Origin of the sequence: Streptococcus sp. C300 (genome assembly GCF_000187645.1) — a bacterium.
Lineage (GTDB): Bacteria > Bacillota > Bacilli > Lactobacillales > Streptococcaceae > Streptococcus > Streptococcus oralis_CQ.
On the sequence record NZ_GL732472.1, the window covers coordinates 24,398 to 36,484 of the forward strand.

8 protein-coding genes, 12 tRNA genes and 2 rRNA genes are annotated in these 12,087 nt (G+C 43.7%); 1 reads left to right on the forward strand and 21 read right to left on the reverse strand.

What is annotated here, in order from left to right; translation table 11 throughout:
• Positions 1-42: 42 nt before the first annotated feature.
• Entirely contained in the window at positions 43-1,860 is a 1,818-nt protein-coding gene (locus HMPREF0849_RS09790) for an acyltransferase family protein (RefSeq protein WP_001220890.1), read from the reverse strand.
• Positions 1,861-1,993: 133 nt separating this feature from the next.
• On the reverse strand, positions 1,994-3,136 hold the full coding sequence (gene tgt / locus HMPREF0849_RS09795) for a tRNA guanosine(34) transglycosylase Tgt (protein WP_001285237.1): 1,143 nt from the start codon (positions 3,134-3,136) through the stop codon (positions 1,994-1,996).
• A 116-nt stretch (positions 3,137-3,252) separates the two neighbouring features.
• On the opposite strand from tgt, the gene HMPREF0849_RS09800 reads away from it, so the two are divergent.
• On the forward strand, positions 3,253-4,110 hold the full coding sequence (locus tag HMPREF0849_RS09800) for a DUF975 family protein (protein ID WP_000876911.1): 858 nt from the start codon (positions 3,253-3,255) through the stop codon (positions 4,108-4,110).
• Between the two features lie 179 nt (positions 4,111-4,289).
• Here the strand turns inward: HMPREF0849_RS09800 and HMPREF0849_RS09805 are convergent, their stop codons facing one another.
• The 19 genes from HMPREF0849_RS09805 to HMPREF0849_RS09895 all read right to left on the reverse strand — a co-directional run.
• A complete protein-coding gene (locus HMPREF0849_RS09805; RefSeq protein WP_000745999.1) occupies positions 4,290-5,501 on the reverse strand; it encodes a LysM peptidoglycan-binding domain-containing protein in 1,212 nt (403 codons plus the stop codon).
• Between the two features lie 129 nt (positions 5,502-5,630).
• Positions 5,631-6,287 carry an HAD family hydrolase gene (locus HMPREF0849_RS09810; RefSeq protein WP_001172832.1) on the reverse strand — a complete coding sequence of 219 codons (657 nt, stop codon included), beginning with the start codon at positions 6,285-6,287 and terminating at the stop codon, positions 5,631-5,633.
• Positions 6,288-6,290: 3 nt separating this feature from the next.
• Positions 6,291-7,571, reverse strand: coding sequence for an MATE family efflux transporter (locus HMPREF0849_RS09815; RefSeq protein WP_000473982.1), 1,281 nt, complete (start codon positions 7,569-7,571; stop codon positions 6,291-6,293).
• A gap of 60 nt (positions 7,572-7,631) precedes the next feature.
• Positions 7,632-9,116, reverse strand: a complete 1,485-nt coding sequence (thrC, locus tag HMPREF0849_RS09820; RefSeq protein ID WP_000177118.1) for a threonine synthase — start codon at positions 9,114-9,116, stop codon at positions 7,632-7,634.
• Between the two features lie 74 nt (positions 9,117-9,190).
• Positions 9,191-10,468, reverse strand: a complete 1,278-nt coding sequence (locus HMPREF0849_RS09825) for a hypothetical protein (protein ID WP_000091651.1) — start codon at positions 10,466-10,468, stop codon at positions 9,191-9,193.
• 183 nt (positions 10,469-10,651) lie between these two features.
• A tRNA-Leu gene (locus HMPREF0849_RS09830) sits at positions 10,652-10,735 on the reverse strand.
• A 9-nt stretch (positions 10,736-10,744) separates the two neighbouring features.
• Positions 10,745-10,816, reverse strand: a tRNA-Gln gene (locus tag HMPREF0849_RS09835).
• Between the two features lie 13 nt (positions 10,817-10,829).
• Positions 10,830-10,902 (reverse strand) — tRNA-His (locus HMPREF0849_RS09840).
• A 14-nt stretch (positions 10,903-10,916) separates the two neighbouring features.
• Positions 10,917-10,987 (reverse strand) — tRNA-Trp (locus HMPREF0849_RS09845).
• A gap of 11 nt (positions 10,988-10,998) precedes the next feature.
• Positions 10,999-11,079: transfer RNA gene (locus HMPREF0849_RS09850), tRNA-Tyr, on the reverse strand.
• 17 nt (positions 11,080-11,096) lie between these two features.
• A tRNA-Phe gene (locus HMPREF0849_RS09855) sits at positions 11,097-11,169 on the reverse strand.
• A gap of 3 nt (positions 11,170-11,172) precedes the next feature.
• Positions 11,173-11,246 (reverse strand) — tRNA-Met (locus HMPREF0849_RS09860).
• A gap of 11 nt (positions 11,247-11,257) precedes the next feature.
• Positions 11,258-11,347: transfer RNA gene (locus HMPREF0849_RS09865), tRNA-Ser, on the reverse strand.
• A 6-nt stretch (positions 11,348-11,353) separates the two neighbouring features.
• Positions 11,354-11,425: transfer RNA gene (locus tag HMPREF0849_RS09870), tRNA-Glu, on the reverse strand.
• Between the two features lie 11 nt (positions 11,426-11,436).
• Positions 11,437-11,510: transfer RNA gene (locus HMPREF0849_RS09875), tRNA-Ile, on the reverse strand.
• Positions 11,511-11,545: 35 nt separating this feature from the next.
• A tRNA-Gly gene (locus tag HMPREF0849_RS09880) sits at positions 11,546-11,616 on the reverse strand.
• A gap of 5 nt (positions 11,617-11,621) precedes the next feature.
• Positions 11,622-11,694 (reverse strand) — tRNA-Val (locus HMPREF0849_RS09885).
• A gap of 105 nt (positions 11,695-11,799) precedes the next feature.
• Positions 11,800-11,915 (reverse strand): 5S ribosomal RNA (gene rrf / locus HMPREF0849_RS09890).
• 77 nt (positions 11,916-11,992) lie between these two features.
• Positions 11,993-12,087, reverse strand: a 23S ribosomal RNA gene (locus HMPREF0849_RS09895); the annotation flags it as partial.

Here is a 12,087-nt window from a genome sequence, read left to right on the forward strand (position 1 = left end):
AGAGATATTTTAAAAGAGCTGGATTTCTCCAACTCTTTGATCTTATTTTGATTTTACAGGTAGTTCTTGAGCAGCCTTAACAGCAGCTGCAATCGTCTCTGCGTAAAGTTTAGCACCTTCTTCAATCATGTTGCTATCATTCCCAAAGTGGACTTGGTCGGTTCCAGCCCAGATTTCAGGGTGCTCCTTAGCAACCTTATTCCAGTCAGCGATGCTCACGTAAGGATTCTTTTCAGCTAATTCCCGTGCATAAGCCGCATACTGCTCCACTGATGTGTAAGTGTCCTTGCTCTTGTCTCCCTCATAAGGTGTCACCAGTATCAGATGGTGTCCTTTCGGTAGATTGTTCACGATGCTGTCCAAATCATTCTTATAACCTTCAGGATTGTTGACTCCCGTTGCAATGACGACTGTTTTTAGCAGTGCCTTGTTCTGACTGTTATTGAGCATGATGTCATTGGCTTGCTTGGTCGTTCGACTAACCTGGGCATTGATATTCGCTTCAGGAAGTGCCTCTTGTAAAGCTGTATTGGCACGCAAGGCTACCGAATCACCTATTAGGCTTGTTCCCTCAGAAATTCCTAGACGACTCAGTTCAGCTTGTTCAGCAAGAATCTTTGTTTGTCCTATATTGGTCTGGGCTTGTTTGAAACCATTGACCATCAAGTCTGTCTCAAAAGCTCCAACTTGAGGAGCCACAGCTATGATAATCAAGGTAATCAAGGTAAGAATGCCAGCAGCACCAGCACTAATTGGTTTAATATGAGGCAATCGACTAATCTTCCGTATTAAAGGATTGGATTTACTAGCAATCAATGGCTCAATAATATAGAAGGATAGGATAGCAAAGAAATAAGAAAAGATGATCGTCAGAATAACAGCAGGCAGATTACTCATCAACTGAGAAAAGATAATATAAAAAGGCCAGTGGAAGAGATAAACCGCGTAGCTGGTATCCGCTAAAAATGTAATGATCCGAGGTTCTTGTATCTCAGGCGTTTTCTCATGCAAGACACGCGCAGCAAAAATCATGGTCACTGCCGCTAAACTTGCTAGCAAGAAGCCAAATAAGTACGCAAACAGGTAGGTGAACTTGACAAAGAAAGTCAAGAGCACTAACACCAAAAGCCCCGCAATAAACACCAGTAGATTTTGACGAAGGTCCCACATCCGGTCAAATTGCTTGACTAAATCGCTCGTCTGACGAACCCCCACAACTGTCGCCAAAATGCTTCCTAAAAAGAAAGGATAGACATGGGTCAAACTTGAAAAGTAGACAGATGAATAGGAACTCGCCATTAGACTACCAATAAACATGGAGAAAAAGCTAATGATAAAAGCTCCAGCAGAAAGGAGAAAGACCATCCCTCTCAATTGACTACTAGATTTTGAACGTTTCGATAAGAACCAAACCGCTAAGCCCCAAAGGATATAGTAGTGAACCTCAACAGCTAGGCTCCAGTTGTGAACAAAGAGATGCGGAATGAACTGGGATTCATAACTGCCCCCTGTTAACATTTCGTAAAAGTTGGTCATAAAACCGAGAACTCCAGCTATCTGGCCACCAATTCCAGCAACATAGTCTTGACGAACCAAAAAAGTAAAAGGCATGGTCACCAAAACCATCAGCACCACAGGTGGCACGATGCGGTAAAACCGTCTCTTAAAAAATCCCAGCAAATCAATCTGGCGTGCCTTTCCAAATTCTTCTAAAAGGAGGGAGGTGATCAAAAATCCTGAAAAAGTGAAAAAGACATCTACCCCAAAGAAGCCTCCAGGAAAGATCGTTTGAAAGAAGTGGTACAAAAGCACCAAAAGTAAACCTGTAATCCTAATCAAGGAAAACCATTTAATACGCATACGAGTCTATTCTCCATTAAATTAGGAAGCAAAACACCACCTAATTTCCATTCCATTATACTCCCTATTCTATCAAAAAAATAGGAAAAATCCTAAGAGAAAACTTAGGATTTTGGCATTCTATTTTTACACTTTAGAAATTTCGCCCTGACTTGTTGTAGCCATATTTTTCTACAAAATACTCGCGGAATTCCAAGAGATTATCATCCATGATGGCTTGACGGACCTGCTTCATCAGGTTAAGCAAGAAGTAGAGATTGTGGTAACTAGTCAAGCGGATACCGAAGGTTTCATCAGCCTTGAGCAAATGACGAAGGTAGGCGCGTGTGTAGTTCTTACATGTATAGCAATCACACTCAGGATCCAGTGGCGTAAAGTCTTCAGCGAATTGGGCATTTTTGACAACCAAACGACCTTGACTGGTCATACAAGTTCCGTTACGAGCGATACGAGTCGGTAAGACACAGTCAAACATATCCACGCCACGAATAACTCCATCAATCAAGCTATCTGGCGCTCCGACACCCATCAAATAGCGAGGTTTGTTTTCAGGTAGCAGTTGAGTTGTGAAATCCAAGACGGCATTCATCTCTTCGTGGGTTTCTCCCACAGCCAAACCACCGATAGAGTAGCCAGGGAAGTCCATGCTAACAAGGTCGTGAGCTGACTGACGGCGAAGGTCTTCAAATCCTGCCCCCTGCACAATTCCAAACAAACCTTGATCATGTGGGCGACGGTGAGCCTTCAACCCGCGCTCAGCCCAACGGCTAGTACGCTCGATTGATTTCTTAACGTAGTCATAAGGTTGATAAAATTGAGGACATTCGTCAAAGGACATCATGATGTCTGAGCCTAGATTGTTCTGAATAGAGATGGCCTTTTCTGGCGATAGGAACATCTTGGAACCATTGAGATGGTTTTTAAAGGTTACGCCTTCTTCGGTGATATTTCGGCTATCAGCTAGGGAATAAACCTGGAAACCACCACTATCTGTCAAAATTGGTTGATCCCAGTTCATAAATTTGTGGAGACCACCTGCGCGTGCGATGAGTTCATCTCCTGGACGAAGCCACAGATGATAGGTATTAGAGAGGATAATCCCTGATCCCATCTCCTTCAACTCCTCTGGTGACTGGGTCTTGACAGTAGCTTGGGTCCCAACTGGCATAAACATAGGCGTTGGAAAGGTACCGTGCGGAGTGATGATTTCTCCCAGACGAGCTCCTGTATGTTTTTCTTTCTTAATCAAACGGTATTTGATTGGTGAATCTGACATTTTCTACCTCCGAAGCTGGGAAAGACAGTCCCAGTTCATACTTTGTGCCCAAAGGCATACTGTATGATTTTATCAAAAAAACTAGGAACTGTCACGAACTATGGTATAATGAGAGAATGAAATACCCAAAAATTGATTTAAAAACCATTCGTCTGCAGACGAGGCAATTTCAGGCTGAAAATCCCCACCTCTTTCTCGTCTATCTCTTACCTAGCATGCTGGTCATCTTATCAGGTTTTCTCAACCCCTTGGCTCGTCTCCAAGAAAGTGTTTTAGAGCAATCCTTTTTCAGCATGTTGGCACAAGTACTCCAAGCCTATCTCTTCCCGTTAGTAGTTTCTTTTGTGAGCACGATTTTCCTAGCAGGTGCTGCCTTTGCGACACTCCGACTCCTCAAGGATCCTGATACGGACCTCTCAGTAAAATCAAGTCTAGCCCTCTTTGCTGAAGAGCGCTTCTCGCAAACCTTCCTAACTCTGCTGCTCAAACGTTTCTACCTCTTTTTATGGAGCATTCCAAACTTAGTAGGCGTTTATTTTCTCTTTTATAGCAATCTCTTGGCTCGGAGATTTGTCGCCCTACATCCTGAATTTCCAAAATTAGACCTCTCATCCCTTGAAACGGAGCAGTTCCTTATGACCTTTGGCCTCTACTTTTTCGCGAGTCTCATCTTGATGATTGTAGGGAACATCCTCTATGTTCCGCAACATTATGCCTACTCGCAGGTAGAATTCCTCCTCTGCGACACTCTGGATTTAGGACAGGCTAAACCCCGTCAAATCCTGAAAACCAGCCGTTTCTTGATGAAAGGTTACAAATTCCAGCGCTTTGTCCTCGATCTACAACTACTCCCTTGGTACTTCCTCAATTGGATTACTTTTGGAATTGCTAGCTTTTCACTCCTTCCCTATATCCAGAACAATCATATCTTCTTTTACAGAGCCCTACTAGCCCGTAAACGTCGAAATGGATAAGAGTCTACAAAAACCAGCGTCGTTCAGGACGCTGGTTTTCTTATTTCAAAAGTAACATACTCAGCAGAGTCAAAATAGCAGGCCCACCTTGCTTCAGAATAATCTTCTTGTTTATCCTGAAGAATTTACACACAAAAAGAAGCGGGAACTCAATCAGTTCCCAACTTCCATTTTAATGATTAGTTCATTGAAACGTGAACGTGGTCATAGTGGTTTTCGGTCACACTACCACGATCCGGCATTGGATTCCACGTGTAGGCTGGTCCATATTTACTATCATATGGAGCGTAGAAACGTTGTTTCCAGATAATGTAGTTGATACCACGGCTAGCCATATTTTGGACTGCATATTCTGCAATTTGATCCCCGAGTGCTGAACTCACTGGAACCATAAAGTCGATGGCTAAACCTTTTCCATGGTCGCCACTGTCTCCAGGACGGTAACCACTAAAGGATGTGATGCCAAACAAGTTGGCGATTTCTTCCTTAAAGGCTGCTGTTTGCGGTTGAAGACCAGCATTCTCAGACTTAGCTACAGCAAGTCCTGCATAGTCAGGAGCTGCTGGAGCTGAATACGTTCTTGAAGGAGTTTGGCTTTGCTCTGCTTGATAAGTCGAAGTTGCAGTGTCAGAAGTTGCTGTTGATGCTGCTGTTTCTTCTGCTGCACTTGTTCCTGTTGTATCAGCAGGCGTTTCAGTTGCCGACGCAGCTGCTACTGGGGCTTCTGCTGGAGTTGTTGCTGCCGTTTCTTCGGTAGCTGGAGTCGCTGCTTGTGGAGCTTCTTCAACTGGACTAGTTGTTTCTGCTACTGGTGCTTCCGCTGGAGTCGTTTCAGCTGTTTCTTCAGCTACAGATGTTTCTGTAGATGGTGTCTCTTCAGCAACTGTCGCTGTCTCAGAAACTTCTGAACTTGGCGCTACTTCTGCTGGTTTTTCAGTCTCTGTTGCAGTTGGAGCTTCCTCAATTGGTTGAGAAAGGTCTTCTACTTGAACTGTTTGTTCATCAACTGTCACTTGATTTGTCGTCAAATCAGCTGTCGCAGTCGTCACTTCTTCACTAGCATCTGCTTGAGGAGTTTGGATTTCAACTTCCGTTACCTCTTCTGCCTCATTGACAGTTGTAGTGAGGACAGTATCTGGGAAAATCAAGTCCATATTGGTGATTTTGTTCAAATTAGCAAGAACCGTCACATCTACTCCCAAAGCTTCTGCAATCGTGCTCAGGGTATCACCATACTGAACTGTGTAGCTGTTTTTGTTCTCGTTTTTCGTCACATCATTTTGGATTTGCTCAACGCTACGTGCTGTCCAAGAGATTTCTTGAGCTTTAGCTCCTAATGCGGGAGCAAGAGATAAGGCTACTGTTGAGGCTAAAATAATTCTTTTCTTCATTCGTTCATATTCCTTTCAAATGAGTACCTGTCTATCATAACACAAAAAAAGCAGAAAAAAAGCCCTCTCGGGCCTATTTAACAGAACTGTCTATTCCTTGTAACAAACTCGATTACTTGAAATAGTTTGTTAGGTTTCTGTCACAAAACTGACACAATCTTCTCGTCCCCAATCCTCAGAAATATGAGGAATATCTGCTAACTCTTGAATCCTGTGATTCCCTTCATGAGAAGACTCTAAAAAGTTGATGCTTTGAAGGCCACTATTCTGGGCAAATTCCACATCCAAAGTCCGGTCTCCTATATAGTAGGTGTTCTCAGGATCCAGCTGATACTTGTCTAGCAGATAGGTCGCCGCTTCTGGACTGGGCTTGCGCGCAAAGCCACTCTGACTGGTTAAAATCTCTTTGAAATAGAACTCTAACCCCAAGTCTCTTAAAATAGTAAGCGCATTGTCTCCCTTATGAGTATAGACAAACTGCTGAATCCCTGCTTGGTCTGCCCAAGCTAGCACTTCACGCGCACCTGGCATCAAAATTACCTGGGCATTTTTCTCAGCCAGACTCTGGGCACGCACCTGGTTGAGCACTTCCGCATCCAGGTTTCTCTCTTCTGCCACTTGCTCCAGCAAATCCTGCACAGAAAACTTGAGGATAAACTCTCTCACTTTTTCCTTATCATAAGGAATAGAAAACTGAGCAAATGTCTCCTCAATCCCTGACAAAATCGCTTCGTAAGAGTCCAATAAAGTCCCGTCTAAATCCCAAATAAAGGCTGTTTTTTGCATTTCCTATCCTTTCAAGCTCATATAACGCTGGTAACGGTAACGTAGAAATAACCAGCGAAAACCATTATCCAAGAGAGTCCCTGCCCAAATACCAGGCAAGCCCCAACCAAGAACAATACCCATCAGATAAGCTGTCCCTATACGGATACACCACATCCCAATACTTGTCGCATAAAAGGGGAGGCGAGCATTTCCCAAGCCCTGCCAAACTGCCGTATAAATAACGGTCCCTGTCGACATGGGGGTTCCTAGTAGAGAAAACAGTGCCACCAAAACGCTCGCTTCAACCGCTACAGGATCAGTCGTATAGAGATGAGTCAATGGTGTCCCCAAGGCATAGATACTGAGAGTTAAGGGCAACATGAGAAGCAGGGAAAGCCAAAAGGTTTGCTTGCTTACCTCGTCTACTCTTTCCCAGTTATCCTCTCCAACTGCTCGAGCTACCTGCATGACCGTTGCCGTAGCGACACCAAAGGCAGGCATGTAGTTAAACTGGGTCAAGACTTCTCCAACTGCATTTCCCGCCACTGCCTCCGTTCCAAAAGAGACGACCAAGGCAATGATCACTACATCTCCAGCCCGCATCATGAGACGTTCTCCTGCCGCTGGCAAAGCCAAGGTCTGTAAGTCTTTATCCAGTCCAAAAGTCGGTTTCTCAAAGGGCAACTTTAATTGCGACCACAAAATCACAAAACCAACCAAGCGAGACAAGATGGTCCCCCAAGCAACACCTGCTATGCCCATATCAAGGACAAAAATAGCTAGACTTGAAAAAAGAATATTTAAGGCATTTGACAAGAGACTAACATAGAGGGGGAGACGCGGATTATGAGTTGCACGAATCAAGGCACCTAGACTCGTCATCAAGCCCAAGAGAACAATCGATCCACCCACCAAAGATAGGTAGAGCCCACCACTCTCGGCCACAGCCTGCTCAGTTCCCAAGAGCCCTATCATCTCTTGCCCAGCAAAGAGCGATAAGGCGCCTAAAAGTGCACTCAGCAATAGGGTTATCTTGAGAGCCTCTGTCACGTGATAAGCCAACTTGGACTGATCTTTCTGCCCCAAACTTTTTGAAATAACGCTGGAAATAGCAGCTCCCAGAGCGATAAAAATCGCCTGGTAAATCGTGATAATATTGCCAGCTACTGAAACACCTGAAATGGCGATTAAGCCCAAGTGAGCGACCAAATAACTGTCCACCATTCCCATGAGCATCTGCAAAAAGTTTTCACCCATAGCTGGCAAGGCAATATTAAGAATGTCTTTATTTTTCTTAAACAATCTGTCCTCCTGATGAAAAGAAACTCAGTTGGTTTCCCAACCGAGTTTACTTCCTCTGTCTTAAAGTCCTAGATAAGCCTCAACCGCTGCTTGCATGTCAGTAGCTGCCACTGTTGTCTTGTGACGAACAGGAGCTGTCTCAAGCCCGTCAACCGCAGGCGGCACTGCCACTCCTGAAATATCATGTAATTGAGCCAAGGCTTCAAAGTCTGTCAAGCCTGATTTTCCTGTTACAGCTTCTACTGCAACCACTGGGAACTTGTAGGGACTAGCTGTTGAAGCAATCACTGTCTTGGTTACATCGCCAGTAGCCGCTTGGTATTTTCTATAAACAGCTGAGGCAACCGCCGTGTGTGGGTCCTCGATGTAGGCATCTGTTTGATAAACACGCTTGATTTCTGCTGTGGTTTCTTCCTCAATCGCATACTCTGCTGCAAAGAGGTCCAAGATAGCAGAATCAAAATTAGTCAACTCATATTGTCCTTGCGTGTTCAAGGCATTCATAAGTTCAGCTGTCTTTTCAGCATTATTTCCCAAAAGATGGAAAATCAAACGCTCCAAGTTTGAAGACACTAGGATATCCATGGATGGGCTAGTTGTGACCTTAAACTCACGTTTCTTGTCATAAACACGTGTTTTAAAGAAGTCAGTTAAAACATTGTTGTCATTTGAAGCACAGATCAATTTGCCAACAGGTAGGCCGATTTGTTTAGCATAAAAGGCAGCCAAGATATTTCCAAAGTTTCCTGTTGGTACTGTGAAGTTGACTTTTTCACCAGCTACAATCTCACCAGTCTTAACCAACTGAGCGTAGGCATAGACATAATAAACAACCTGTGGCACCAAACGACCGATATTCATAGAGTTAGCTGACGAAAACTGTAATTTATTAGCAGCCAATTTTTCACGAAGTTCCACATCGTTAAACATGTGCTTCACGTTTGTTTGCGCATCGTCAAAGTTTCCATCAATGGCTACAACATGGGTATTGTCTCCAGTCTGAGTGGTCATTTGCAACTCTTGTACCTTGCTGACACCATCCTTTGGATAAAAAACGATAATCTCAGTACCAGGCACATCCGCAAACCCTGCCATAGCCGCTTTCCCAGTATCACCCGATGTCGCTGTCAAAATGACAATCTTGTTTTCCAAACCATGTTTCTTAGCAGCTGTCGTCATAAAGTACGGTAAGATGGACAAGGCCATATCCTTAAAGGCAATGGTTGATCCATGGAAGAGTTCCAAGTTGTATTGCCCATCTAGTTTCACCAAAGGAGCAATAGCCGGAGTATCAAATTTACTATCGTAGGCATTGTTGATACAGTAATCCAACTCCTCTGCTGTAAAGTCATCCAAAAATGCTGACAGGACAAGCTTAGCTACTTCTTGGTAAGAAGCATCTTTTAATTTGTCAAAGTCCAAATCGACCTTTGGATAAGTAACTGGGGTAAAGAGACCACCGTCCGTCGCCAAGCCTTGCAAAATAGCTTGGCTGGCAGTTGCTCTATTATTCGCATCACGCGTTGATTGATAAACTAATGTCATAATCTCTATCCTTTATCTATAGTCTCTTCCATTATATCATGATTTTTCAGAAAATTCTCCCTTTATCAGAGAAATTATAATCCCAATTCTTTCTTCAAAGGCTCTAAATAAACCATTTCTTGCTTATCTCTTTTATCCAGTCCTTCCTCAGCTAGAGTGAGTAAATCTTTAGAAAACTCGAGAACCGCAGCTTCTTCTTCATCTGTGAGTTGTTTTTTAGAAAATTGTCGTCTTAAAAGCTTATAATCACGACCAGCTGTGGTAAAAAATGAAGCAGTTCGCAAGTAAGCTTCAAGCTTGTCTAAATGAACCAACAAGCCCAAATGAAAGGCAGCAGAAGCAAAGGTCCTATCAAGCGGCTGAGTACAAACACTGCGAAACTCAACTGTTCCTCGAGTCGTTAAGTCTTGGTACTGGTAACTACGATGAGTTTGGAAATCTTCCTCCTGAGGATGAATTAACACCTCATCCCCATTAAGGGTAAATGCTTGGATTTCAGGTGTAGCCAAATAGTCCCTAGCCTGAATCGGATAAAAATAATAGGTCTGCCCATCACGCTCCGAAGTAAAAATCGCAGAATGATTTAGATAGTCAAAAAAATCATCCTCATCTTTAAATAGTCTAGTATTAACACCTACATTCTCTGGATAGATACCATGCATGGATTCTTCCCAAAAAATATCTCTCGAAATTTTGGTATCCCAATCTGCCCCTGAAAACTTAGAATTGGCAAACAAATAAGCTTTAGCTGCTTCAATTTGAGTAAAAACATTGATAACACGCAGGTAGTTGGACCTTGAAACGTCTAGTTGAACCTGACTTCCACAGATAAAGGCACCATACTCAGGGAAATGATGTAAATCTGATTTAGTTACATTTCTACTCAAATTCAGATAATCCATCAACATCTGATAGCGGGGATAAGCCACTGGACAATTCTCATTTTTATCCCAGTTGGGATGAATGCCGCAGCCAACAATAGCATGATTAGCTCCCCCCAACTTATTCTGAATCGTAGCCATATAGAAGGTAAAGCGTTCTTCTACCTCTCGGATAGATTCGGCCTTTCCGAATGCAAACTCAATTGTCGTATAAGCAACCTCAAACAAGATCGTATCTTGGCTGACTGGATCAAGCAACTGAATTGGATTCCCAAAATCATCCACTTTTTCGATAGTAAAGCCCAGTACTAATGGTAAATACCGAAAGAGATCCTTAACAACTTCACCATCTGTAGCTTTACCCTCTAAATTTACAATAGGATATTCTAACTCAATCCCAACAAATAAATCTGGATTTTCTTTTATATTCTTTAAGTAACGTTTCTTTAGTAATTCAACAGACCGAGACATTAATCACCAAACTCTTTCATAATCAAAATAAATTGTGAATAAGTAATATTATACCAAAAATACACTAAAAATGATTAGAATAAGAAGAAAAAGATCATTCCTCAGTTATCTGTACTTAAAGAAAAATATCAAAATCTTCACCAAATCAAAAAACAAGGTCCGAAAACCTTGTCTTTATTACTATACCGGCGGCCGGGGTCGAACCGGCACGTCCTTGCGGACACTGGATTTTGAGTCCAGCGCGTCTGCCAATTCCGCCACGCCGGCAAATAGTAACTGGGGTAGCTGGATTCGAACCAACGCATGAGGGAGTCAAAGTCCCTTGCCTTACCGCTTGGCTATACCCCAATAATATAAAATAGGCGAGTGATGGGGATCGAACCCACGCATGCCAGAGCCACAATCTGGTGTGTTAACCACTTCACCACACCCGCCATAATCATATTAACACGGGCAGTAGGAATTGAACCCACACTGAAGGTTTTGGAGACCTTAGTTCTACCTTTAAACTATGCCCGTAACTAAAGTAATGGAAGGGGAGGGATTCGAACCCCCGAACCCGAAGGAGCGGATTTACAGTCCGCCGCGTTTAGCCTCTTCGCTACCCTTCCAAGTTATAAATAAAATATGGCGCGAGACGGAATCGAACCGCCGACACATGGAGCTTCAATCCATTGCTCTACCAACTGAGCTACCGAGCCAAATTGCGGGAGCAGGATTTGAACCTACGACCTTCGGGTTATGAGCCCGACGAGCTACCGAGCTGCTCCATCCCGCGTTAATATAAAAAGGAGGATGTGGGATTCGAACCCACGCACGCTTTTACACGCCTGACGGTTTTCAAGACCGTTCCCTTCAGCCGGACTTGGGTAATCCTCCAATAAATAGTCCGTACGGGATTCGAACCCGTGTTACCGCCGTGAAAAGGCGGTGTCTTAACCCCTTGACCAACGGACCATATTTATAAATGGGCACGAGTGGACTCGAACCACCGACCTCACGCTTATCAGGCGTGCGCTCTAACCACCTGAGCTACGCGCCCAAGTTTAAAAAACTTGGTAATTGAACAAAGTTCAAAGCGGGTGACGAGAATCGAACTCGCGACAACAGCTTGGAAGGCTGTAGTTTTACCACTAAACTACACCCGCTAAAATGGGAGTTAACGGGATCGAACCGCTGACCCTCTGCTTGTAAGGCAGATGCTCTCCCAGCTGAGCTAAACTCCCAAAGGGCGGAGTCTAGCTCAGCCAACGGTAAGAAACTTCGTTTCTCTCATCCGCCGATTGTAATTTCGATTTCCTCTCAATTACAACTAAGCTAAACTCCCTCGAGCTAAGCGACTTCCATATCTCACAGGGGGCAACCCCCAACTACTTCCGGCGTTCTAGGGCTTAACTGCTGTGTTCGGCATGGGTACAGGTGTATCTCCTAGGCTATCGTCACTTAACTCTGAGTAATACCTACTCAAAATTGAATATCTATCAAATACCAAGAAAACCGTCCGCTTTCATATTCTCAGTTACTTTGGATAAGTCCTCGAGCTATTAGTATTAGTCCGCTACATGTGTCGCCACACTTCCACTTCTAACCTATCTACCTGATCATCTCTCAGGGCTCTT

What these genes read in the sequence shown, in the direction of transcription:
- HMPREF0849_RS09790 (WP_001220890.1), bottom strand. Translation starts at nt 1,860, where the DNA reads ATGCGTATTAAATGGTTTTCCTTGATTAGGATTACAGGTTTACTTTTG.
- tgt (WP_001285237.1), bottom strand. Translation starts at nt 3,136, where the DNA reads ATGTCAGATTCACCAATCAAATACCGTTTGATTAAGAAAGAAAAACAT.
- HMPREF0849_RS09800 (WP_000876911.1), top strand. Translation starts at nt 3,253, where the DNA reads ATGAAATACCCAAAAATTGATTTAAAAACCATTCGTCTGCAGACGAGG.
- HMPREF0849_RS09805 (WP_000745999.1), bottom strand. Translation starts at nt 5,501, where the DNA reads ATGAAGAAAAGAATTATTTTAGCCTCAACAGTAGCCTTATCTCTTGCT.
- HMPREF0849_RS09810 (WP_001172832.1), bottom strand. Translation starts at nt 6,287, where the DNA reads ATGCAAAAAACAGCCTTTATTTGGGATTTAGACGGGACTTTATTGGAC.
- thrC (WP_000177118.1), bottom strand. Translation starts at nt 9,116, where the DNA reads ATGACATTAGTTTATCAATCAACGCGTGATGCGAATAATAGAGCAACT.
- HMPREF0849_RS09825 (WP_000091651.1), bottom strand. Translation starts at nt 10,468, where the DNA reads ATGTCTCGGTCTGTTGAATTACTAAAGAAACGTTACTTAAAGAATATA.